Source organism: Streptomyces sp. NBC_00461, from assembly GCF_036013935.1.
Lineage (GTDB): Bacteria > Actinomycetota > Actinomycetes > Streptomycetales > Streptomycetaceae > Streptomyces.
Genome location: NZ_CP107902.1, coordinates 1,564,145 through 1,584,899, shown reverse-complemented (window position 1 = coordinate 1,584,899; position 20,755 = coordinate 1,564,145). Strand labels below are relative to the sequence as shown.

The following is a 20,755-nucleotide window of genomic DNA, read 5'->3' as shown; positions in this document are numbered from 1 at the left end:
CGTGGAGGGTGCGACGAGCCGCCCCGCATTCCACAGGGGCGCACGGCTCCGAGGCCCGCCCCGTGCCCATGGCCCTGGCGCCCGCCCCGTCAGGCGCCCCGCCGAGCCTGAGTGAGAGCCGCCCCCGCCAGCACCACCACCGCCCCGACCGGAGTCGACCACCGCAGCGACTCCCCGAGGATCGCCACCCCCGCCGCCGTGGCGATGACCGGAATGAAGTAGGTGACCATCTGCGCCGTCGTCGGCCCGACTTCGGCGACCAACCCGTACTGGATGAGGACGGCCAAGCCCGTCCCGAGCGCCCCCAGCGCCGCTATCGCAAGCAGCGGCACCGGAGCGAAACGCACCGGGAACGATGTGAACAACGGTGTGACGACAGCAAGTTGTGCCGTCGCGAGCAACAACTGCGCACCGGTCATGGACAGATGGGAGTGGGAACTTCCGGCCAGGGTCCGGCGGACGTAGATCCAGCCGATCGGATAGCTCAGCGACGCCAGCAAGGCCATCGCCGTGCCCCTGGCGTCCAGACCGCTGAATCCCTGCCATGCGCCGAGGACCGTCAGAACGCCGAGGAACCCGAGACCGAGACCCGCGACTCGGACCCGCGTGGGCCGGTCCTCGGAGAGGGCGACCAGGGACAGGGCCATGCCCCACAGCGGCGAGGTCGCGTTGCAGATGCCCGCCAGTGTGGAGGGAATGGTCAGCTCGGAGTAGGCGAACAGCGAGAAGGGCAGCGCGTTCAGCAGGAAGGCGGCGACCGCCAGGTGCCCCCATGTCCGTGCCCCGCGCGGCAGCCGCTCCCGCTTCACCACCATCGTCGCCGCGAGCACCGCCGTACCGAACACCAGCCGCCCCAGGGTGACCTGGAACGGTGCGTACCCCTCCGTGCCGACCTTGATCAGCAGGAAGCTGAAGCCCCAGATAGCGGAGAGGGCTCCGAAGCGCAGGCGCCAGTCGAGAGCGGGGCGGCGGGCAGGGGCGCGGACAGGGGTCCGGGGCGCGGTCGCGGTGGTCATGGTCGTAACGATGCTCCAGGCTACGTCGTAGCACAATCGAGTTTTCGCATCGACTATGTCGTAGCATTGCTTACATGTTGAATCTGGAGCGTCTGCGCACCCTCGACGCCCTCGCCCGGCACGGCTCCGTCAGCGGTGCCGCCGAGGGGCTGCACGTCACGACGTCGGCGGTCTCCCAGCAGATGTCCAAGCTGGAGCGCGAGGTCGGCCAGCAGCTCCTCGCGAAGAACGGACGCGGGGTGCGGCTCACGGACGCGGGCAGACTGCTCGCCGAGCACGCGGCACGCATCCTGTCGCAGGTCGAGCTCGCCCAGTCCGACCTGGAGGCGCACCGCGGCGAAGTGGTGGGGGAGTTGCGGCTTGCCGCGTTCCCGACCGCGGCGCGCGGTCTGTTCCCGGCCGCGCTGTCCCGGCTGCGCTCGGTGCATCCGGGTCTGCGCGTCACCTCGCGGGAGATGGAGCCCGAGCCCGCCGTGCTCGCCGTCATGCGCGGTGATCTGGACCTGGCCGTCGTCCTCGACTGGTACAACCGGCCGCTGCCGGTGCCCGACGGGCTCGCCAAGGCCGTCATCCTCGACGACACCGCCGACGTGGCGATGCCCTCGGACCACCCGTACGCGGAACGGGCCGAGGTGGACCTGGAGGACTTCGCCGAGGACGACTGGATCACCTGGGGCGAGAGCGAGTTCTGCCATGAGTGGCTGATCCACACGCTGCGCTCCAAGGGCATCGAGCCGCGCGTCGCCCACCGCGCCGAGGAGCACCCCACTCAGCTCGCCCTGGTCGGCGCGGGCCTCGGGGTGTGCGTGGCGCCGAGGCTGGGGCGCGGTCCGCTCCCGGAGGGCGTGCGGGCCGTGCCCGTGCGCCAGTCGGTGCGGCGGCAGATCTACGCCGTCTGGCGCGCGGACGCCGACCGCCGCCCGTCGATCCGGGCGGCGGCGGAGGCGTTGCAGGAAGCGGCGCTGCAGGTCGGCTGACCGGGCGGGCCTACGCCGGACCCAGCTTGCTGAAGTCCCAGGACACGATCTTCTCCGGGGTCAGCCGCACCCAGGCGTGCCGGCCGTCGTGCGGCATCTCCTCCAGGTTGAAGTTCTTCCGGGCGAACAGCGTCTCCGGGACGTCGAGTTCGGCACACAGCTCCCCGGTGCGGGGGAACTCGCCGACGAACTCCACCGATCCGGACAGCTCCACGCCGCGCAGCTCGTCGTACTCCTCGCCGGTGTCGACCACGACCGCGACCCGGGGATCGCGTCGCAGGTCGGTCCAGCGCTTGCTGCGCACGACGGAGTACAGCCACATCGATGTGCCGTCCCAGGCGAACCACAGCGTGCTCACGTGCGGAGCACCGCCCGCCGAGACGGTGGCGACCCGGCAGGTGCGCTGGGTGGCGAGGAACTCGTCCAGCTCGCCCGGCGTCATCATGATCTTCCGGCCCCGGCGCTGAGTGACGGTCATGCGGCCCCCTCTTCTCTCACGTCGTGCCAGAGGAACTCCAGTGATCCTCTGACATCACGTCAGAAAAGGATGGGACGTCTTCCGTCCGTACGCAATGGCCGTTACGCTCGCGCGCTCCGGACCGCCGCCCACGAGGGGGAACCGTGCCGTCGTACGAACAGCTCAGCGAACTCCTCGACCCGGCGGCCACCGTGCTGCTGACGGTCGAGTGCCAGCAGGGGGTGGTCGGCCCGGACAGCGCGTTGCCCGAACTGGCCCGGGAGGCACGCTCGTCGGGAGCCCTCCTCAACGTCGCCCGGCTGGTGGCGGCCGCGCACGAGAACGGCATCCAGGTCGTCCACGCGATCGCCGAGCGCCGCCCGGACGGCCGCGGCGCGAACCGCAACGCCCGCCTCTTCCGCGCCGCCGGACGGCTGCCCGTCCAGCAGCTGTCCGGCACCACGGCGGTGCGCGTCGCCGCCCCCATCGAGGTCGCCGAAGAGGACTTCGTCGTACGACGACTGCACGGACTGTCCCCGATCCAGGGCACCGACGTCGACGCCCTGCTGCGCAACCTGGGTTGCCGCACGCTGGTCGTGACCGGTGTCTCGGCCAACGTGGCGATCCCGAACGCCGTCTTCGACGCCGTGAACCGCGGCTACACCGTCGTAGTGCCGTCCGACGCCGTCGCGGGAGTGCCCTCCGACTACACATCCGCGATGATCCGCCACACCCTCGCGCTGGTCGCCACGGTCGCGACCACGGACGAGGTGCTGGCCTGCCTCAGCCGGCGGCGCCGGATCAGGCGAGCGTGATCGAGTCCCCGTCCACGGTGATCTTCTTGGCGCCCAGCGGTTCGAGGGCGGGGCCGTGCTTCACACTGCCGTCGGTGACGGAGAAGCGGCTGCCGTGGCAGGCACAGACCAGGATGTCGTCCTGGAGGTCCGTCATCGGGCACTGCCGGTGGGTGCAGATGGTCGTGAAGGCCTTGAACTCGCCCGCCTTCGGCTGCGAGACCACCACCTGATGTTCGCTGAAGACCTTGCCGCCGCCCTCCGGTATGTCGGAGGTCTTGGCGAGGGCGGTGCCGCCGGAGCCGGACGAGGCATTGCCGCCCGCGCCGGATTCGCCGCCGCTCGCCTTGGCGCCGGCCTGTGTGTTCGAGGAGTCGGAGGAGCCGTCGTCCGATCCGCATGCGGTCAGCGCGACGGCGAGTCCCGCCGCGCCCACCGCCGCGATGACGGTACGGCGGGCGGGGCCCGCAACGGGGGGAAGTGATTCGCGGCTCATGCTGACGTTCCCTTCCAATCAAGATTCATCTGTGAGGGGGTACGGGCTGCGTGCACCGGTTGTTCAGACGCAGTCGAGAGCTTGACCCCATCGCGCTCGGAGGTGGGTAAAACCGCGCTGTCGCTTTGCTGTCGATCTCGGCGCCCCGCGCGCCCGGGGCCCGCCGCCGCCCCAGTAGCCTGGGGCGATGCTCAAGGAAGTGATCGCGACCCGCTACATCACGCCCCTGCGGGAGGGCGGATCGCTGCCGGGACTCGTCGAGGCCGACGACTTCGGGACGTACGTCATGAAGTTCACCGGCGCCGGACAGGGCCGCAAGACACTGGTCGCCGAGGTCGTCTGCGGTGAACTCGCCCGTCGGCTCGGCCTCCGGGTGCCGCGGCTCGTGACGATCCGCCTCGACGCGGTGCTGGGGCTCGGCGAGCCCGACCAGCAGGTGCAGGAGCTGCTGAGATCCAGCGGCGGCACCAATCTCGGCATGGACTTCCTCTCCGGTGCCCTCGGCTTCGACCCGCTCGCCTTCCGCGTGAGCCCCGAGGAGGCCGGGCGGATCGTCTGGTTCGACGCGCTGGTGAACAACGTCGACCGCTCCTGGCGCAACCCCAACCTTCTGATGCACCACGGCGAGGTGTGGCTCATCGACCACGGCGCCACGATGATCTGGCACCACAACTGGCCCGGCGCACAGGCCTCCGCGGCCCGCCCCTACGACGCTTCGGACCACACCCTCGCCCGCTTCGCCCCCGATCTCGCGGGCGCCGCCGCCGACCTGGCACCCCGCGTCACCGAGGACCTGCTGGCCGAGGTCACCGCCGAGATCCCGGACGTCTGGCTGGCCGACGAACCCGGCTTCGACTCACCGGACGACCTCAGACGGGCGTATGCGCGCCCCTTGCTCGCGCGGGCCGCCGCCGTCCACGAGCGCGTCACCGGAATCGAGGAGAGCAAGTGAGCGAGCGCCACATCCACATGGCCGGACATGTGGTCGAGCGCCACATCATCAGGGGCAGCGAGGCCAACGACCGGGATGTCTTCGAGTACGCCCTGCTGCGGGTCGTGCCCCGCGTCGAGCGCGGCGAGTGCATCAACGCCGGGGTGCTCCTGTACTGCCGCGCCCAGGCCTACGTCGGCGCCCGTACCCACCTGGAAGAGGCGCGGCTGCTGGCCCTCGACCCGGGCGCGGACGTGGCCGGCATCCGGGCCGCCCTCGACGCCGTCGAGGGCGTGTGCGGCGGCGGGGACGCGGCGGGACAGGCCGCGGGCGACGACGCCGGACGCCGCTTCCGCTGGCTGATCGCGCCGCGCTCCACGGTCGTCCAGCCCGGTCCGGTGCACACTGGGCTCACCGCCGATCCGGCGGCCGAAACGGAGCGCCTGCTCGACCTGCTGGTGAGGTAATGGATCACACCGGCGCCGCGCGCCGTTGACACCGAGTGCCAGGCCTTCTAGCGTCACGTCTGCCGAAGGTACTAAGCGGTCGCTCACCCAGCGGGCGTAGAGTCGGGTCGACGTACTTTCCAGCCGCCGTACTTTCGAGCGGGCCTACTTTCTCGAGGGCGAGGAGAAGCAGACATGTCCACCACTGAGCAGCGGGTCGCCGTGGTCACCGGAGGGGCGCGCGGCATCGGTGCCGCCACCGCCGTACGACTGGCCGCGGAGGGCCACGCGGTCGCCGTGATCGACCTCGACGAGGCCGCCTGCAAGGACACCGTGGAGAAGATCACCGCGGCCGGCGGCAAGGCCCTCGCGGTCGGTGCCGACGTCTCCGACGAGGCGCAGGTCGAGGCCGCCGTCGCGCGCGTCGCCGAGGAACTGGGCGCGCCGACCATCCTCGTCAACAACGCGGGCGTGCTGCGCGACAACCTGCTGTTCAAGATGAACGTCTCCGACTGGGACACCGTCATGAACGTGCACCTGCGCGGCGCGTTCCTGATGTGCAAGGCCGTTCAGAAGCACATGGTCGACGCCGGCTTCGGCCGTATCGTCAACCTGTCCTCGTCCTCGGCGCTCGGCAACCGCGGCCAGGTCAACTACTCGGCCGCCAAGGCCGGTCTGCAGGGCTTCACCAAGACCCTTGCCAAGGAGCTCGGCAAGTTCGGCATCACCGCCAACGCCGTGGCCCCCGGGTTCATCGCCACCGAGATGACGAAGGCCACCGCCGACCGCGTCGGCATGGGCTTCGAGGACTTCAAGGCCGCGGCCGCCACCCAGATCCCCGTGGCGCGGGTCGGCGAGCCGGACGACATCGCCAACGCCATCGCCTTCTTCGCGGGCGAGGCGGCCGGATTCGTCTCCGGCCAGGTCCTGTACGTCGCCGGCGGACCGCTCGACTAGGAGAACACGACCCCATGACTGAACTGCCCGAACTCTCCGGCAAGGTCGCCATCGTCACGGGCGCCAGCCGCGGCATCGGCTACGGCGTCGCCGAGGCGCTGATCGCCCGCGGCGACCGTGTGACCATCACCGGCCGCAACGAGGACGCCCTCAAGGAGGCCGTCGAGAAGCTCGGCGCCGAGCGCGTCATCGGTGTGGCCGGCAAGGCGCACGACCTGGGCCATCAGGCCGAGGTCGTCGAGCGCACGATGGAGGCCTTCGGCCGCGTCGACCACCTGGTCAACAACGCCGGTACGAACCCGGTGTTCGGCCCGATCGCCGACCTCGACCTGGACGTCGCGCGCAAGGTCTTCGAGACCAACGTGATCTCCGCGCTCGGCTTCGCCCAGAAGACCTGGCACGCCTGGCAGAAGGACAACGGCGGGACGATCGTGAACATCGCGTCCGTCGCGGGTCTCGCGCCCTCGCCCTTCATCGCCGCCTACGGCGTCAGCAAGGCCGCGCTGATCAACCTGACCCAGCAGCTCGCGCACGAGTTCGCGCCCAAGGTGCGGGTCAACGCGATCGCCCCGGCCGTGGTGAAGACCCAGTTCGCCAAGGCTCTCTACGAGGGCCGGGAGGAGGAGGCCGCCGCCGCCTACCCGCTGGCCCGGCTCGGCGTGCCCTCCGACATCGGTGGCGCCGCCGCGTTCCTCACCTCCGAGCAGTCCGCCTGGGTCACCGGCCAGACGATCGTCGTCGACGGCGGCATCTTCCTGAACGCCGGCGTCTCCTGACGCGACCCGTTGCGAACGTAACGATCGGGCACCCAAGGGCGCCGTTTCCTTGACGGAAACGGCGCCCTTGTCGTCGCGGGACGGGCGCGGCTGGATGACAACGTCGTCATAAACAAGCTGATCAAGTGCCCTGTAACAACCCGGCTCAACCCTTGCGGCACTGCGGTATGGTCTGCCGACCCTGGTGCGGCAGATCGAGGAGCGAGCGCGTGTTCAACCGGAACCGAGGCCTGCGGCAAGTGGCGGCCATCGCGTCCATATCGTCGCTGGTGGCCGGGTGCGGCATCCTGTCGTCGGGCTCCTCCGGCGACAAGGGCCCCATCGTCGTCGGGACGACCAGCGCGCCCAGCACGCTGGATCCCGCCGCTTCCTGGGACCAGTCCTGGGAACTGTTCCGCAACATTTACCAGACGCTGCTCAGTTACCCCTCCGGAGCAACCACCCCGCAGCCGGACGCGGCGGACAACTGCCGCTTCTCGGACAACTCGAACACGGTGTACACCTGTGAGCTGCGCTCGGGACTGAAGTTCTCCGACGGGCACGCGCTCGACGCGAAAGCGGTCAAGCACTCCATCGACCGGATCCGCCGGATCAACGTCAACGGCGGGCCCGCAGGCCTGCTCGGCAGCCTCGACCGGGTGCAGGCGCTGGGCGACCGGAAGATCGTCTTCCATCTCAACAAGCCCGACGCGACCTTCCCGTTCGTGCTCGCGACACCGGCCATGTCGATCGTCGACCCCGAGGAGTACCCGGCCGGCTCCCTGCGCAAGGACGACAAGGTCTACGGTTCCGGGCCGTACACGCTCCACGCGTACATAGACGGCAAGAAGGCCGAACTCGTCAAGAACGACAGCTACAAGGGATACGCCGAGCGCAAGAACGACGCGGTGACCATCCGCTACTTCCAGGACTCCGCCACCATGGTCGCCGCGCTGAAGGACAAGAAGCTCGATGTCGCCTTCCGCGGTATCAACGCGGACGACATCGTCGACCTCCAGAAGCACGACGCCGGCGGGAACCTCCAAATCATCGAGGGCTCCGGCACCGAGATCAACTACCTGGTGTTCAACCCCAAGGACCCCTGGGCCGACAAGCCCGCGGTCCGCAGGGCCGTCGCCCAGGTCGTCGACCGCGGCGCGATCGCGCACAAGGTCTACAGGGACACGGTCGAGCCGCTGTACTCCATGGTCCCGAAGGGCTTGACCGGCCACACCACCGACTTCTTCGACGACTTCGGAAGCCCCAGCACCACCAAGGCCCGCAAGATCCTCACCGACGCCGGCATCACCCAGCGCGTCCCGCTCACCCTCTGGTACACCACCGACCGCTACGGCTCCTCCACCAAGCTGGAGTTCGCGGAGATCAAGCGCCAGCTGGAAGACTCCGGGCTCTTCACGATCACTCTCAAGAGCCGTCCCTGGAAGACGTATGTGACGGGTTACCAGAAGGGCGAGTACCCGGTGTTCGGGCGTGGCTGGTCTCCCGACTTCCCCGACCCCGACAACTTCATCGCGCCGTTCGTCGGCAACCAGAACGCGCTGGGCACGCCGTATCCGGCGCCCGAGATCACCGGGGTGCTGCTGCCCCGCTCCCGCAGCGAGAGCGACCGGGCCGACGTGGTCTCGGACTTCGAGCAGGCCCAGCAGATCCTCGTGAAGGACGCACGGCTGCTGCCGCTGTGGCAGGGCAAGCAGTTCGTGGCCGCGAGCGACGAGATCTCCGGGGCGGAGCAGGCCCTGGACCCGTCGACGATCATGCTGATGGGGGAGCTGTACCGCAAGACCAGCTGGTAGCGCCGGGTTTGTGCGGTGGCCGGGCCGATTGTCAGTGCCCGCCTGTAGGTTCTGAGGCCTGGACGTGAGACCACACCTCATCCAGCACCACCGTTCACCGCACACCGTAAGGAAGTTGACGTGACCGACACCGCCATGCTGCCCGAGTCCTGGCGCGGGGTCCTGGGCGACGAGCTGCAGCAGCCCTACTTCAAGGAGCTGACGGAGTTCGTCGAGGAGGAGCGGGCCAAGGGTCCCGTCCACCCTCCTCGCGAGGAGGTCCTCGCCGCCCTGGACGCCACGCCCTACGACCAGGTGAAGGTCCTGATCCTCGGTCAGGACCCGTACCACGGCGAGGGCCAGGGCCACGGACTGTGCTTCTCGGTGCGTCCCGGAGTGAAGACCCCGCCCTCCCTGCGCAACATCTACAAGGAGATGAACCAGGAACTGGGCACCCCGATCCCGGACAACGGCTATCTGATGCCGTGGGCTCGGCAGGGCGTCCTGCTGCTCAACGCGGTGCTCACGGTGCGCGGCGGCGAGGCCAACTCGCACAAGGGCCGCGGCTGGGAGAAGTTCACCGACGCGGTGATCCGCGCGGTGGCCGACCGGCCCGACCCGGCGGTCTTCGTGCTGTGGGGCAACTACGCGCAGAAGAAGCTCCCGCTGATCGACGAGAGCCGCCACGCGGTGGTCAAGGGCGCGCACCCCTCGCCGCTGTCCGCGAAGAAGTTCTTCGGCTCCCGCCCGTTCACGCAGATCAACGAGGCGGTCGCGGCCCAGGGCCACCAGCCGATCGACTGGACGATCCCGAACCTGGGCTGACGTCGACCGGCCCTCGGTACGACGGCGCTGCCTGACCAGGATTCCAGCCTCAGCCAATTAGCGTCGGGAACGGACAAACCGACGACGCCCCGGAGGGCACCGTGGCCAAGGGACAGGAGCAGGCGGCACCGGATGCCGTGATGACGCGGATCGGGCAGGTCGTCATGCTGCACCACGCGGGCGACCGCGAGGAGGCCCGGCACCGCTATCTGGAGCTGTGGGCCGAGATCGGCGAGGACGGCGACCCACTGCACCGCTGCACCCTGGCCCACTACATGGCCGACGCCCAGGACGATCCCGCGGACGAACTGGCGTGGGACCTCAGGGCGTTGACGGCCGCCGAGGAACTCACGGACGACCGGCTCGCCGAACACGGGAGCGTGCTCGCGGTACGTGCCCTGTGCCCGTCCCTGCATCTGAACCTGGCGGCCGACTACGTGAAGCTCGGCCGCAGGGGAGCCGCCCGCACCCATCTGCGCCGGGCCCGCGACGCGGCCGGTGCGCTGGACGACGACAGCTACGGGGACGGGGTGCGGGCGGCCATCGAGCGCCTGGAACTGCGGCTGGGGGAGAGCGGGCGGGACGGGGACGGATGGTGGGGGCCGCCGCGGCAGCGGCTCTAGCCGGACGCTTCGCGGACCCGTCGCGGCCGCCTCAACTCCCGTACGTCTGCTCGCAGATGACCGCCTCCGGACTGCCCGCCCGCCAGCCCCCGTACTGCCTGCCGAGGGCGCACACGTCCGTGCCCTTGGTGACCGACCCGCTTGCGTCCGGGATCTCGACGCGCGGCTGCCGCTGGTGCCCGGACTCCGGATGCGCCGTCCGGGGACGGGAGTGCCGAGGCGGGTGAGGTGCCGGCGGCCGTTGGGCCGGCGCCGTGGCTGACGGGACGTGCCGCTCGGGTGCCTTCGGCTCCGCCCGGCGGGACGGGCCGATCATCTCCAGTGCCTCACGGGCCGGCGCCTGCACGATCTGTGGCTCCGCCGCGTCGGCCGGGTGCGGCGCAGACGGCAGGGACGGCGTCGTCGGCGGGCCGGGCGCGGGTGGGCGCTGGACCGACACACAGCCGGTGAGGGCCGAGACAGCCACAGTGACCAGGAGCGTTGCGGTGGTCGTCGTTCGATGCACCCGGCAACAATGTCGGGTTTGGTGGCCCGGCGGACAGCGTACGGGGGGAGGATGCCCCGCACGGGTGATCTCCCGCCCCGAACGGGGGCCGCGCATCCGGGCCGGGTGACGTCAGTCGCCCGTGGCACCGTCGATGCGCTCGCGGATCAGGTCGGCGTGGCCGTTGTGCCGCGCGTACTCCTCGATCATGTGGGTGTGGATCCAGCGAAGGTTGAAGCGCTCGCCGGTGCGCCGGTGCTTGCCTTTGGAGATGTCGTCCAGGGTGAGGCGGTCCGCGTTGCTCCGGGCGAGCGCGATCTCGGCCTGCCAGGCGGCGTACGTCTGCTCCCAGGTGTCCGCCTCGGTGAGCCGGAACTCGCCGTCGGGGTCGTCCTCGTAACTGAAGTAGAGCGGCGGCGCGTCCTCGTCCGCGAGGACCCTGCGGTACCAGGACCGCTCCACGTCCGTCATGTGCCTCACCAGCCCCATGAGCGACAGGTTGGAGGGCTCCGCCGAGGCGGTCCTGAGCTGCTCGTCGCTCAGGCCTTCGCACTTCAAGGCCAGGGTCTGCCGGTGGTAGTCGAGCCAGCCGTCCAGCATGGTGCGTTCGTCGGCGGTGGTCGCGGGTTCGTGCCGTTCGGTCGTCATGACCGCATCCTTTCCCAGCCGCTCAGATCCATCCACGAGTTTTGAGCCGCCGAGCATGCCGGTCGCGCGCCTGAACACGACGGGCAACCGGGCGCTCGTGGCCGTACGCGACAGGGCGATCGCCCTTCTGCCCGAGGCCGCACCCGCGCTGCCGCCGCGCGGCTTCGGCTCCATCGCCGACCGGCGGCCGCGGCGGCAGCCGTATGCTTCCGGCAGAACCCCGGCAGGCAAGCGCTAGGAGATCGTCCCGTGAAGGTCGGCTGCATCGGACTCGGCGACATCGCGCAGAAGGCCTACCTTCCGGTGGTCGGTGCTCTGGCCGGCGTCGAGCTGCACCTGCAGACCCGGACGCCCGCGACGCTCGACCGCGTCGGCGACGGCCTCCACCTCCCGGCCGACCACCGGCACACCACCCTGGACGCGCTGCTCGCCCAGGACCTGGACGCCGCCTTCGTGCACGCCCCCACCGTCGTGCACCCGGAGATCGTGACCCGCCTCCTGGAAGCGGGCGTGCCGACCTACGTCGACAAGCCGCTCGCCTACGAACTCGCCGACTCCGAGCGGTTGGTGAGGCTCGCCGAGGAGCGCGAGGTCTCCCTTGCCGTCGGCTTCAACCGGCGCCACGCCCCCGGGTACGCGCAGTGCGCCGAGCACCCGCGCGAGCTGATCCTCATGCAGAAGAACCGCATCGGGCTGCCGGAGGAACCGCGCTCGATGATCCTCGACGACTTCATCCACGTCGTGGACACGCTGCGCTTCCTGGCGCCCGGTCCTGTCGACGACGTGACCGTGCGCGCCCGCGTCGTGGACGGGCTCCTGCACCACGTCGTGCTGCAGCTGGCCGGCGACGGGTTCACCGCGCTGGGCGTGATGAACCGGCTCAGCGGTTCGGCGGAGGAGATCCTGGAGGTGTCCGGGCAGGACACCAAGCGTCAGGTGGTCAACCTCGCCGAGGTGATCGACCACAAGGGCCAGCCGACCGTGCGGCGGCGCGGTGACTGGGTGCCCGTGGCCCGGCAGCGCGGCATCGAGCAGGCGGTGTTCGCCTTCCTCGACGGCGTGCGCGCGGGCAAGGTGCTCAGTGCCCGGGACGCACTGGCGACTCACGAACTGTGCGAGCGGGTGGTACGTGCGGTTCAGGACCGGGCCGCCTGAGCCGGACGGCTCGTACGCCTTCGCTCGCGCACCACACGGCGAGGATCAGGAGGGCCCCGTGCACCGGCCAGTCGCCGTAGCGGACGTACGCGGTGGTGCCGTGCGCCAGCGGAATGTCGAACACCTCCGCGCTGCTGGAGCCCGTGCCGAGCCACGAGCCCAGGCGCTGCCCGCTCGCCCCGTACACGGCCGAGACCCCCGTGAGTGTCGCGTGCACCATGGGGCGGCCGGTCTCGGCAGCGCGCAGCGCGGCGAGCGAGGCGTGCTGCTCAGGGGCCCAGCTGTGCTGGAAGCTGGAGGTCGACGACTGGGCTATGAGCACGTCGGCGCCGTCGTCCACGAGATGGCGGCTCATGTCGGGGAACGCCGACTCGAAGCAGACCATCGGGCCGACGCGCAGCCCGTGCCCGACATTCATCACGACCTGCTCCGTGCCGCGCCGGCGGTCCTCATCGGCCGCCTTGCCGACGGAGGTCGCCCAGCCGAGCGCCGAGCGGAAGGGCACGTACTCGCCGAACGGCACGAGCCGCATCTTGTCGTAGCGGTCGCCGGTCAGGCCGTCCGGGCCGACGAGCACCGAACTCTTGTAGATGCCGGGCCTGTCCGAGCGCCGGGCGTCCACGTTGACCAGGATGTCGGCTCCCGTACCGCGTGAGAGCGCCGCGATCCGCTTCGCGAGGTCGGGCCGGTCGCCGAGGTCGAAACCGACGCTGCTCTCGCCCCAGACGACCAGGTCGACGTTCTGTCCGGCGAGTTGCCGGGTGAGCCGCTCCTCGCGGTCGAAGCGCTGGTCGGCGCTGTCCGTGCCGTCGACGACGCCGGGCTGTACGACGGCGATCCGCACCCGGCCGTCGACATCGGGGCGCGGGGACCACACCCAGGCCGCCGAGGTGGCGGCGGCGGTCGCGACGAGGCCCGCCACTGCCGGAACCCGCGACTCGCGGACGGACACCAGCACGGCGAAGGACACGTTGACGGCCACGACCAGGAAGCTGAGAAGCCACACCCCGCCGACCGACGCGAGCCGCAGCGCGGGCTGCACCTGCCACTGACTGGAGCCGAGAATGCCCCAGGGGCCGCCCAGCCCCTGCCAGGAGCGGACGAGCTCGACCGCCAGCCATGCCGACGGCAGCACGACGAGGGCGGCGATGACCCGCCCAGGCCCGGGCACCCCGCTCAGGAGGCGCCGCACGAGCCAGCCCCACGGGGCCCACAGCGCGCCCAGCAGCGCGGCGATGAGGAAGATGAACACATGGAGGCTCGGCAGCAGCCAGTGGTGCACGGCCACCAGGTAGCCGAACCCGCCGCACCAGCCGTCGTAGGCCGCCCGTTTCCCGGTCGGCGCGGAGCGGACCAGCACGATCCAGGGGATCAGGGCGACATAGGCGAACCACCACAGCGACGGGGCGGGGAACGCGAACACGGGCAGGGCGCCCGCCAGTACGGAGATGACCGAGCGCCGCCACGGGGAGGCGAGCCACGGACCGAAGGTCTTCATTCGGCACCTCCCTACCCAGTGGTGGCTCCAGTGTGCGTGCTTTCGATGACCGTGGACAGAGGGCCCCGGGTCAGTCGGCCGCGGAGGCGGCGTGCGGCTCGGGGAGGCGGCGCCACTTCTCCTGTACGACGACCTCGCTCAGCCGCCAGCCGTCGTGGGTCCGCAGCAGCGCGAAGGCGTAGCGGCCGCCGCACACGAAGTCGGGAGCGGCCGACTCCCCTCCGTCCGTCGCGAACCGCATCGGATTGATGTAGTCCGCCCGCACGCGCGCGGTGTCGCCTGCGTCCTGATCCAGGATCCCGAACCGCACCCGGCGGTTGACGATCAGATGCTGTCGCATCGGGAACAGCAGCATGCTCTCGGCGAGCCAGGCGGCGACCCTGGCGGAGCTTCCCTCGATGCCACCGGCCGAGCGGTAGTCCACCCGCCCTCCGGGCGTGAACAGACCCCGGTACGCCTCCCAGTCGCCGTCGTCCACGGCCGCCGCGTAGTCGGTGATCACCTCGTCGACGGCCAGCCGGTCCATCACGGTCGCAAGCTCCACGCGCTGCGTCATTGGATCAGTGTTGGGCATGGGGAGTGCCGGGCCAAGGGGCTGCGCGGCATCAACCCAACTTCGCACGGCCCGACCTCGCCTCAACCCAACTTCCCTCCAACTTCCCTGCCCGCGCCCGCCGTTCGAAGCCCACGGCGCACGGACGCCGAGGCTGAGTCGGGAACGGCCGAGTCATGAACGGCTGCGTCGCGAACGGTGGCGGGTGCTCAGCCGGCCGCACCCTGGAAGATCCGGTCCAGATGGTGGTGCAGCACCTCGACGGCCGCCTCCGGGCTGCGCTGGCCGACGAGGACGCTCGTGCCGAGCCCCGCGGACATGGCGAGCAGGCTGACCGCCTCCAGCTGCGCGTCCGCACCGGGGTACAGGAGCCCCGCTTCGCCGGCCTGCCGCAGCAGTGAGGTGAGGGCCTGCTCGGCGCCGTCGGCGTTTCTGATGAAGGGCTGGGCGGCGAGCGCCTCGTCCGTCACGGCCAGCACGGTGTACGAGGTGTAGAGGAAATGGAAGGTGCGGCTCTCCTCGTCGGCAGGCAACGCCGCCATCAGCAGCGCCTCCGCTACCGCGCGCGGGCCCGGGCCGTCCCCCGCCGCCGCCACCCGGGCGGCGACCCGCTCCGCGAACCTCTCCGCCAGCAGCTGCAGACCGAAGAACAGCAGCTTCTCCTTGGTCTCGAAGTAGTACTGCACCAGCCGTAGCGACACATCCGCCTCGGCCGCCACGTCGCGCATACCCGCGGCGGCAAGCCCGCGCCGCCCGGCGACCCGGATGAGGGCCTCCGCGATCTCGGTCCGTCGTTGTGCGTGATCCACACGCTTCGGCATGGTCCCTGCCTCGCCCTCGGTCCAACTGAGCGCCCCGCAGCCGGGCCGCGTCCGTCGGCTGTCATGGTACATCCGTACCAAATAAGTGGTACGGTCGTATCACGAACAGGTGATCGCTTCTGGAGGTGGCCATCCGTGCCCGAGACCACGACCCGAGACCGCGAGCGTGGCCGTCCCGATGTCGGGCGGTACGTGGACGACGAGCGGCGCGACCGCTACTTCGCCGCATGCGACGCCCTGTACGCCATGGGCGCGCAGGCGGTGGCCGAGACGGACGTGGAGACCGGCTTCGGCACCACGCACGTCTACCGCTACGGCCCCACCGGCCAGGCGGGCGCGTCCCGCACCCCGGTCGTCCTGCTGCACGGCGCCGGCAGCTGCTCCGCGATGTGGTACCCGAACACCGCCGCGCTCAGCGCCGAAGGCCCCGTCTACGCGATCGACACCCCCGGCGACCCGGGCCGCAGCGTGCAGCGCGAGGCCATTCACCAGCCGGAACTTGCCGCGCAGTGGCTCGACGAGACCCTCGCCGGCCTCGGTCTCGACCGCGTCCACCTCGTCGGTTCCTCGTACGGCGGCTGGCTCGCCCTGAACCAGGCCCACCGCAGGCCCGAACGGCTCGCCTCGGTCACTCTGCTCGACCCCGGCGGCCTGGAGAAGGTCGGTCTGCGCTTCTTCGTCTGGATCTTCGTCAGCCTGTTCGCGACGTCCGCCCCGAAGGCCCTGCGTCCCCGACTTGCCCGCCTGCTGGAACAACCGGTCCTGATCGTGCCGGAGTTGCGGATGATGATCCGCCTGGGCGTGCGCGCCTACCGCATACGACGCCCGGCCCCGCTCCCGCTCTCCGACGCCGAACTCTCCACCGTCCGCACCCCGCTCCACCTGATCCTCGGCAAACGAAGCCTTCTGGTGCACCCGCGGCGCCAGGTGGAGCGCGTACCGCGCCTCGTGCCCGGCGCCAGGGCCGAAATCATCTCGAACACGGGCCACGGACCGCAGATCGACCATGCGGACGAGGTCAATCGGCGGATGGTGGCGTTCATGGAGGGTATTGGCTGATGGCCTGGTGCCTGACACCTGATGGGGGTCTGGGGCTGAGGGCGTGGGCTCCTTCATGTGCGGGGCGCATGCGAGGCGCTCCACGCCGAGCGTCTCAGGACCCTCGTCTTCAAGCCGTCTTCAAGCCGCCGTCAGGCCGCCTCAATGACGTCGCTCCGGATCGCGGCCGCCCACTCGACCACCAGCAGCTCGTACTCCGCGCGCTCCTGGGCCGACAGGGAACCGCCCGCGCGCATCCACAGTGCACGGATCTGCTCGTTGATCTCGGCGGCAGAGCGCACGGAACCAGGCGATAAGGAATCCGGGGACATGCGCACAAGCCTAGGGGCAGGCACTGACACTGCGCTACCGGACGGCTACCCAGGACCTATGTGATTGGTCACGGATTTTCGTGGCAATACACGTGCCCACAGCCGCTGTTCGGGCCGGGATCGGGATTGGGATCGGTCCAGGATCGCCCCGTCGCCGTGACCAGGTCGCGCCCAGCGGTGTGCGCTGTCAGGTCGTCCCGGAGGGCGGGCCGGTGGCGGTGGGTCAGCCCGCCGACTCCGCCGCGTGCGGGCTCAGCGCGCCCGTCGCGACCAGGACGATGATGACGATGCCGAGCGCGATGCGGTACCAGACGAACGGCATGAAGCTCTTGGTCGAGATGAATTTCATGAACCATGCGATGACGGCGTACCCGGAGGCGAAGGCGATCAACGTCGCGAACATCGTCGGACCCCAGGAGACATGGTCGCTCTCCATCGCGTCCTTGAGCTCGAACAGACCCGAGGCCAGGACCGCGGGAACGGCGAGGAGGAAGGAGTAACGGGCCGCCGCCTCGCGCTTGTAGCCCATGAACAGGCCGCCGCTGATGGTGGCGCCGGAGCGGGAGACGCCGGGGACGAGCGCGGCCGACTGGCACAGACCGAAGATCAGACCGTCCTTCACGCCCAGGTTCTCAAGTGTCTTGCGCTGCTTGGGCGCCCGGTGCCGGCCGCCCGTCTCGTCGCGCGCCGCCAGCCGGTCGGCGATGCCGATGACCACACCGACGACGATCAGCATCGTCGCGGTGATCCGCAGATCGCGGAACGGCCCCTCGATCTGGTCCTTGAACAGCAGCCCGAGCACGCCGATCGGGATCGAGCCGACGATCACCAGCCAGCCCATCTGCGCATTGTGGTCCCGGCGCATCTCCTTGTCCGCCAGCGAGCGCGCCCACGCCGAGATGATCCGCCCGATGTCCTTGCGGAAGTAGATCAGCACGGCGGCCTCGGTGCCGATCTGCGTGATCGCCGTAAAGGCCGCGCCCGGGTCCTTCCAGCCCGAGAAGGCCGCGGTCAGCCGCAGGTGCGCGCTGGAGGAGACGGGAAGGAACTCGGTCAGCCCCTGGACGAGTCCGAGGACGAGGGATTCAAACCAAGACATGAAGTTACGGAGTCCAAGTGCTGATCGTGGAAGGGCGCCGTGCGCACCGCGCCTGCGGGCAGGGTGATCACGGGGCAGCGTAGCGCCCCCGGTTGACGGCCCCGGGGGCGGGGTTTGGCGAAACGGCCCCGGTGACGGCCCTCCGCATGATCATCCGCATGGCGTTCCGATGGTTGACCTCGCGCGGGGGCGGAGCTTACGTTGCAGCGGAGGGGAAAGCGCTTGCTTCCCGAGGTTCGGCGTTCCTCCTCGTCGGCCCGTTGTCCCCGGAGGAGTGCTGATCAGGTCCATGTCCACGTCCGAGACCCGCCCAGGGACGTCCCGGCCCCTCCCCGCCCCCCTCGCCGGCCGACGCGTCCGTGCCGCGATCATCGGTATCGGCGCCATCGGCCGGGGCTCGCACCTGTCCGCGCTGTCCGCGCTCGCCGCGGAGGGCGAGACGGAGGTCGTCGCCGCCGTCGACATCGATGCCACCGCGGTAGAGGAGTTCTGCCGGGAGACCGGGATCCCGCACGCCTACACCGATCTCGACCGGATGCTCCGTGAGCAGCGCCCCGACCTGGTCAGCGTCTGCACCCCGCCGACGCTGCACCGCGACCAGACGATCGCCGCCCTGCGCGCCGGGGCGTGGGTGTGGTGCGAGAAGCCGCCGGTGCCGACGCTCGCCGACTACGACGCGGTGGAGGCCGAGGAGGGCGCGGACGGCGGCCCGTACGCGTCCATCGTCTTCCAGCACCGCTTCGGCTCCGGCTCCCGGCACGTGCGCCGACTGCTCGCAGACAAGACCGTGGGCCGGCCGCTCGTCGCCCACTGCCAGACCACCTGGTACCGCGACACCGCCTACTACGCCGTGCCCTGGCGCGGCCGCTGGGCGACCGAGGGCGGCGGACCCGCCATGGGCCACGGCATCCACCAGATGGACCTCCTGCTGGACCTGCTCGGCCCGTGGAGCGAGGTGCGGGCGATGGCCGGACGCCTGGTGCACGACGTGGAGACCGAGGACGTCTCGACCGCGCTGGTCCGGTTCGAGAGCGGTGCCATGGCGACGGTCGTCAACAGTGTCCTGAGCCCCGACGAGGTCAGCCGCATCCGCATCGACTGCGAACGCGCCACTGTCGAGCTCACCCATCTCTACGGCCACAGCAACGCGAACTGGCGCATCACCCCGGCCCCCGGCGTGCCGGCCGCCGAGGCCGCCGCCTGGCAGGACTTCGGGACCGACGTGCCCAGCTCGCACACGGAGCAGTTGCGGGAGCTGGTCGCGAGCATGCGCGCGGGGGAGCGGCCGCGCAGCAGCGGCGCCGACGGGCGTACGAGCCTGGAGCTCATCGCCGCGCTGTACAAGTCGGCGTTCACGGACACTACGGTGAGGGCCGGCGAGATCGGCCCCGGCGACCCGTTCCACTCGGCGATGCACGGGGGTGCGCCGGGCTGGGCACCCGTGGCTCCCGCAGCCGCCGAGGAGGTGTCCGCATGAGCGGCCTGCGCGTCGTCCACGCCCACGGCGACCGGATCACGATCACCGAACCGGTCACCGGAGTGGAACTGCTCAGCTACGTCTACGCCGCGGAGGCGGCCTGGGAGTCCCCGAAGCCGTACATCCACCCCTTGCGCACCCTCGCCGGCGACGTCGTCACCGACTACCGGCCGAACGACCACCGCTGGCACAAGGGCCTGCAGCTGACGGCCTCGCACCTGTCGGGCGCCAACCTGTGGGGCGGCAACTCCTACGTCCACGGCGAGGGTTACCTCGAACTGCCGGAGCGCGTGGGCTCGATGGCGCACGTCGCCTTCGACGAGGTGGCCGCCCACGACGACCGCGTCGTCATCGCCGAGCGGCTCACCTGGCACCCGTACGGCGGCGAACTGTGGGCCGACGAGGAGCGCCGAGTCGAGATCCACGACGTGGACACGGAGTCCGGATCCTGGGCGCTGACCTGGACCAGTGCCGTCACCAACCGCCGGGACGAGCCGCTGCGCTTCGGCAGCCCGACCACCGCGGGACGCGAGATGGCCGGCTACACCGGCCTGTTCTGGCGCGGCCCGCGGGCCTTCCGCGACGGCCGGATCATCGGCCCCGACGCGGAGGGTCCCGGTCTGATGGGCGGGCAGTCGTCCTGGCTCGCCTTCTGCGGCGAACACGACGGCTCCGACGGCCACGCCACTCTCGTCTTCGCCCATGCCCCCGAGAACGACGACCTGGGCGAACACGGAACCCACCCCGCGCACTGGTTCGTACGCAACGAGCCGTTCGCCGCGGTCGCCCCGTCCTGGGCGTTCTACGACGAACTCGAACTCGCCCCCGGCGACACCCTCACCCGCCGCTACCGGATCGTGGTGGCCGACGGGTCGTGGGAGCGCCCGGAGATCGCCAAGTACCTGCAGACGCATCCGTGGTGAGCGCGGGGGAGTTTTCGGGACTGCCGGGCGGCGTCGCCGTCTCGCACCCGTTTGCCTGATCAGGACCAGGCTCAGGCGGCCGTCGGTCCCGTCACCGTCCAGCCGTCGGCCTGGGGGTGTGCGGTGAGGTCCTCGTGGTGCACCGGGTTGCCGCAGGCGCGGCAGGTGACGACCGGGACCAGTTCGTTGCCGCAGACGTGCTCGATCACCATGGGGCGGTCGTCGTCCTTGCGGAGATGGCGGTCGCCCCACTCCATGAGGGTCATCAGGACCGGCTCGAGTTCGAGCCCCGCCTGTGAAGGCCGGTACTCGAAGCGCTGCGGCCGCTCGCTGTAGACGCGCTTGGTCAGGATCCCGGCGTCCACGAGGCGGCGCAGGCGGGTGGCCAGGATGTCGCGCGGGGCGCCGATGTTGCGCACCAGCTGGTCGAAGCGACCGTTGCCCAGGCACACCTCGCGCAGGACGAGCAGGGAGTACTTCTCACCCACGAGCGCCAGGGCGTCGGCGATGGAACAGGGGCGCGGACTGCGCTGGTCTTTGGGTGCGGCCATGAGGCCAGTCTAAGGGAGGGTTTGATTTTCCAACGCGCAGAGCTATGGTGAGTTTGGATTTCCTACTCACCAGTAGTCACCCAATGCTCGTCATGGAGGCCCGCAC

General features: G+C 70.4%; 25 protein-coding genes. 14 read left to right on the top strand and 11 right to left on the bottom strand.

The genetic code is table 11. The features are described from left to right. Window positions 1-89 precede the first annotated feature (89 nt). Entirely contained in the window at window positions 90-1,016 is a 927-nt protein-coding gene (locus OG870_RS07760; protein ID WP_266531357.1) for a DMT family transporter, read from the bottom strand. 74 nt (window positions 1,017-1,090) lie between these two features. Here OG870_RS07760 and OG870_RS07755 point away from each other — a divergent pair, with 74 nt between their 5' ends. After that, window positions 1,091-1,993 (top strand): LysR family transcriptional regulator, encoded by a 903-nt coding sequence (locus OG870_RS07755; RefSeq protein WP_266531359.1) that lies wholly within the window; start codon window positions 1,091-1,093, stop codon window positions 1,991-1,993. Window positions 1,994-2,003: 10 nt separating this feature from the next. Here the strand turns inward: OG870_RS07755 and OG870_RS07750 are convergent, their stop codons facing one another. Continuing rightward, the gene (locus OG870_RS07750) at window positions 2,004-2,471 is read right to left on the bottom strand and encodes a pyridoxamine 5'-phosphate oxidase family protein (RefSeq protein WP_266531361.1); all 468 of its coding nucleotides are present in this window, start codon (window positions 2,469-2,471) and stop codon (window positions 2,004-2,006) included. Window positions 2,472-2,614: 143 nt separating this feature from the next. Here OG870_RS07750 and OG870_RS07745 point away from each other — a divergent pair, with 143 nt between their 5' ends. Further along, window positions 2,615-3,265 carry a cysteine hydrolase gene (locus OG870_RS07745; protein WP_266531364.1) on the top strand — a complete coding sequence of 217 codons (651 nt, stop codon included), beginning with the start codon at window positions 2,615-2,617 and terminating at the stop codon, window positions 3,263-3,265. Here OG870_RS07745 and OG870_RS07740 read toward each other — a convergent pair. Then, window positions 3,252-3,740: a Rieske (2Fe-2S) protein gene (locus OG870_RS07740; RefSeq protein ID WP_327690789.1), complete on the bottom strand. Its 489-nt coding sequence runs from the start codon at window positions 3,738-3,740 to the stop codon at window positions 3,252-3,254. The genes OG870_RS07745 and OG870_RS07740 overlap by 14 nt on opposite strands. Window positions 3,741-3,927: 187 nt before the next feature. On the opposite strand from OG870_RS07740, the gene OG870_RS07735 reads away from it, so the two are divergent. From OG870_RS07735 to OG870_RS07705, 7 genes are all read left to right on the top strand, one after another. After that, window positions 3,928-4,692 carry a HipA family kinase gene (locus OG870_RS07735; protein WP_266531368.1) on the top strand — a complete coding sequence of 255 codons (765 nt, stop codon included), beginning with the start codon at window positions 3,928-3,930 and terminating at the stop codon, window positions 4,690-4,692. A gap of 17 nt (window positions 4,693-4,709) precedes the next feature. Next, window positions 4,710-5,138, top strand: a complete 429-nt coding sequence (locus OG870_RS07730; RefSeq protein ID WP_266531404.1) for a DUF3037 domain-containing protein — start codon at window positions 4,710-4,712, stop codon at window positions 5,136-5,138. A gap of 174 nt (window positions 5,139-5,312) precedes the next feature. Next, window positions 5,313-6,074: a 3-oxoacyl-ACP reductase FabG gene (gene fabG, locus OG870_RS07725; RefSeq protein ID WP_266531370.1), complete on the top strand. Its 762-nt coding sequence runs from the start codon at window positions 5,313-5,315 to the stop codon at window positions 6,072-6,074. A 14-nt stretch (window positions 6,075-6,088) separates the two neighbouring features. Further along, window positions 6,089-6,850, top strand: a complete 762-nt coding sequence (locus tag OG870_RS07720; protein WP_266586166.1) for an SDR family oxidoreductase — start codon at window positions 6,089-6,091, stop codon at window positions 6,848-6,850. A gap of 209 nt (window positions 6,851-7,059) precedes the next feature. Next, a complete protein-coding gene (locus OG870_RS07715) occupies window positions 7,060-8,643 on the top strand; it encodes an ABC transporter substrate-binding protein (RefSeq protein WP_266586168.1) in 1,584 nt (527 codons plus the stop codon). 120 nt (window positions 8,644-8,763) lie between these two features. Continuing rightward, window positions 8,764-9,447, top strand: coding sequence for a uracil-DNA glycosylase (locus OG870_RS07710; protein ID WP_266531376.1), 684 nt, complete (start codon window positions 8,764-8,766; stop codon window positions 9,445-9,447). Between the two features lie 101 nt (window positions 9,448-9,548). Next, on the top strand, window positions 9,549-10,070 hold the full coding sequence (locus OG870_RS07705) for a hypothetical protein (protein WP_266531378.1): 522 nt from the start codon (window positions 9,549-9,551) through the stop codon (window positions 10,068-10,070). A gap of 31 nt (window positions 10,071-10,101) precedes the next feature. Here the strand turns inward: OG870_RS07705 and OG870_RS07700 are convergent, their stop codons facing one another. Then, window positions 10,102-10,575 (bottom strand): hypothetical protein, encoded by a 474-nt coding sequence (locus OG870_RS07700; protein WP_266841498.1) that lies wholly within the window; start codon window positions 10,573-10,575, stop codon window positions 10,102-10,104. A 111-nt stretch (window positions 10,576-10,686) separates the two neighbouring features. Next, window positions 10,687-11,202: a DinB family protein gene (locus tag OG870_RS07695; RefSeq protein WP_266531382.1), complete on the bottom strand. Its 516-nt coding sequence runs from the start codon at window positions 11,200-11,202 to the stop codon at window positions 10,687-10,689. Between the two features lie 55 nt (window positions 11,203-11,257). Between OG870_RS07695 and OG870_RS07690 the strand changes: the two genes are divergently transcribed. Further along, window positions 11,258-11,440, top strand: coding sequence for a hypothetical protein (locus OG870_RS07690; protein WP_266841500.1), 183 nt, complete (start codon window positions 11,258-11,260; stop codon window positions 11,438-11,440). A gap of 11 nt (window positions 11,441-11,451) precedes the next feature. Beyond that, complete coding sequence (locus OG870_RS07685; RefSeq protein ID WP_266531384.1) at window positions 11,452-12,357, top strand: Gfo/Idh/MocA family protein; 906 nt, start codon at window positions 11,452-11,454, stop codon at window positions 12,355-12,357. Here OG870_RS07685 and lnt read toward each other — a convergent pair. From lnt to OG870_RS07670, 3 genes are all read right to left on the bottom strand, one after another. Further along, entirely contained in the window at window positions 12,281-13,855 is a 1,575-nt protein-coding gene (gene lnt, locus OG870_RS07680) for an apolipoprotein N-acyltransferase (protein WP_266841502.1), read from the bottom strand. The two genes, OG870_RS07685 and lnt, sit on opposite strands and share 77 nt — an antisense overlap. 70 nt (window positions 13,856-13,925) lie before the next feature. Then, window positions 13,926-14,411: a nuclear transport factor 2 family protein gene (locus OG870_RS07675; RefSeq protein WP_266841504.1), complete on the bottom strand. Its 486-nt coding sequence runs from the start codon at window positions 14,409-14,411 to the stop codon at window positions 13,926-13,928. Window positions 14,412-14,617: 206 nt separating this feature from the next. After that, entirely contained in the window at window positions 14,618-15,229 is a 612-nt protein-coding gene (locus OG870_RS07670) for a TetR/AcrR family transcriptional regulator (protein WP_327690788.1), read from the bottom strand. 135 nt (window positions 15,230-15,364) lie between these two features. Here OG870_RS07670 and OG870_RS07665 point away from each other — a divergent pair, with 135 nt between their 5' ends. Continuing rightward, window positions 15,365-16,288, top strand: a complete 924-nt coding sequence (locus OG870_RS07665; RefSeq protein WP_266841508.1) for an alpha/beta fold hydrolase — start codon at window positions 15,365-15,367, stop codon at window positions 16,286-16,288. A gap of 131 nt (window positions 16,289-16,419) precedes the next feature. On the opposite strand, the gene OG870_RS07660 is transcribed toward OG870_RS07665, so the two are convergent. Then, window positions 16,420-16,599 (bottom strand): hypothetical protein, encoded by a 180-nt coding sequence (locus OG870_RS07660; RefSeq protein ID WP_266531394.1) that lies wholly within the window; start codon window positions 16,597-16,599, stop codon window positions 16,420-16,422. A gap of 223 nt (window positions 16,600-16,822) precedes the next feature. Further along, on the bottom strand, window positions 16,823-17,698 hold the full coding sequence (locus OG870_RS07655; protein WP_266586174.1) for an undecaprenyl-diphosphate phosphatase: 876 nt from the start codon (window positions 17,696-17,698) through the stop codon (window positions 16,823-16,825). 289 nt (window positions 17,699-17,987) lie between these two features. Here OG870_RS07655 and OG870_RS07650 point away from each other — a divergent pair, with 289 nt between their 5' ends. Beyond that, complete coding sequence (locus tag OG870_RS07650) at window positions 17,988-19,175, top strand: Gfo/Idh/MocA family protein (protein WP_266586176.1); 1,188 nt, start codon at window positions 17,988-17,990, stop codon at window positions 19,173-19,175. After that, a complete protein-coding gene (locus OG870_RS07645; protein WP_266586178.1) occupies window positions 19,172-20,098 on the top strand; it encodes a PmoA family protein in 927 nt (308 codons plus the stop codon). The genes OG870_RS07650 and OG870_RS07645 overlap by 4 nt, the downstream gene beginning before the upstream one ends. 71 nt (window positions 20,099-20,169) lie before the next feature. On the opposite strand, the gene OG870_RS07640 is transcribed toward OG870_RS07645, so the two are convergent. Continuing rightward, window positions 20,170-20,649 carry a winged helix-turn-helix transcriptional regulator gene (locus OG870_RS07640; RefSeq protein ID WP_266530871.1) on the bottom strand — a complete coding sequence of 160 codons (480 nt, stop codon included), beginning with the start codon at window positions 20,647-20,649 and terminating at the stop codon, window positions 20,170-20,172. Between the last annotated feature and the right edge of the window lie 106 nt (window positions 20,650-20,755).

What these genes read in the sequence shown, in the direction of transcription:
- OG870_RS07760 (WP_266531357.1), bottom strand. Translation starts at nt 1,016, where the DNA reads ATGACCACCGCGACCGCGCCCCGGACCCCTGTCCGCGCCCCTGCCCGC.
- OG870_RS07755 (WP_266531359.1), top strand. Translation starts at nt 1,091, where the DNA reads ATGTTGAATCTGGAGCGTCTGCGCACCCTCGACGCCCTCGCCCGGCAC.
- OG870_RS07750 (WP_266531361.1), bottom strand. Translation starts at nt 2,471, where the DNA reads ATGACCGTCACTCAGCGCCGGGGCCGGAAGATCATGATGACGCCGGGC.
- OG870_RS07740 (WP_327690789.1), bottom strand. Translation starts at nt 3,740, where the DNA reads ATGAGCCGCGAATCACTTCCCCCCGTTGCGGGCCCCGCCCGCCGTACC.
- OG870_RS07735 (WP_266531368.1), top strand. Translation starts at nt 3,928, where the DNA reads ATGCTCAAGGAAGTGATCGCGACCCGCTACATCACGCCCCTGCGGGAG.
- OG870_RS07730 (WP_266531404.1), top strand. Translation starts at nt 4,710, where the DNA reads ATGGCCGGACATGTGGTCGAGCGCCACATCATCAGGGGCAGCGAGGCC.
- fabG (WP_266531370.1), top strand. Translation starts at nt 5,313, where the DNA reads ATGTCCACCACTGAGCAGCGGGTCGCCGTGGTCACCGGAGGGGCGCGC.
- OG870_RS07720 (WP_266586166.1), top strand. Translation starts at nt 6,089, where the DNA reads ATGACTGAACTGCCCGAACTCTCCGGCAAGGTCGCCATCGTCACGGGC.
- OG870_RS07695 (WP_266531382.1), bottom strand. Translation starts at nt 11,202, where the DNA reads ATGACGACCGAACGGCACGAACCCGCGACCACCGCCGACGAACGCACC.
- OG870_RS07690 (WP_266841500.1), top strand. Translation starts at nt 11,258, where the DNA reads ATGCCGGTCGCGCGCCTGAACACGACGGGCAACCGGGCGCTCGTGGCC.
- lnt (WP_266841502.1), bottom strand. Translation starts at nt 13,855, where the DNA reads ATGAAGACCTTCGGTCCGTGGCTCGCCTCCCCGTGGCGGCGCTCGGTC.
- OG870_RS07675 (WP_266841504.1), bottom strand. Translation starts at nt 14,411, where the DNA reads ATGACGCAGCGCGTGGAGCTTGCGACCGTGATGGACCGGCTGGCCGTC.
- OG870_RS07670 (WP_327690788.1), bottom strand. Translation starts at nt 15,229, where the DNA reads ATGCCGAAGCGTGTGGATCACGCACAACGACGGACCGAGATCGCGGAG.
- OG870_RS07660 (WP_266531394.1), bottom strand. Translation starts at nt 16,599, where the DNA reads ATGTCCCCGGATTCCTTATCGCCTGGTTCCGTGCGCTCTGCCGCCGAG.
- OG870_RS07655 (WP_266586174.1), bottom strand. Translation starts at nt 17,698, where the DNA reads ATGTCTTGGTTTGAATCCCTCGTCCTCGGACTCGTCCAGGGGCTGACC.
- OG870_RS07650 (WP_266586176.1), top strand. Translation starts at nt 17,988, where the DNA reads ATGTCCACGTCCGAGACCCGCCCAGGGACGTCCCGGCCCCTCCCCGCC.
- OG870_RS07645 (WP_266586178.1), top strand. Translation starts at nt 19,172, where the DNA reads ATGAGCGGCCTGCGCGTCGTCCACGCCCACGGCGACCGGATCACGATC.
- OG870_RS07640 (WP_266530871.1), bottom strand. Translation starts at nt 20,649, where the DNA reads ATGGCCGCACCCAAAGACCAGCGCAGTCCGCGCCCCTGTTCCATCGCC.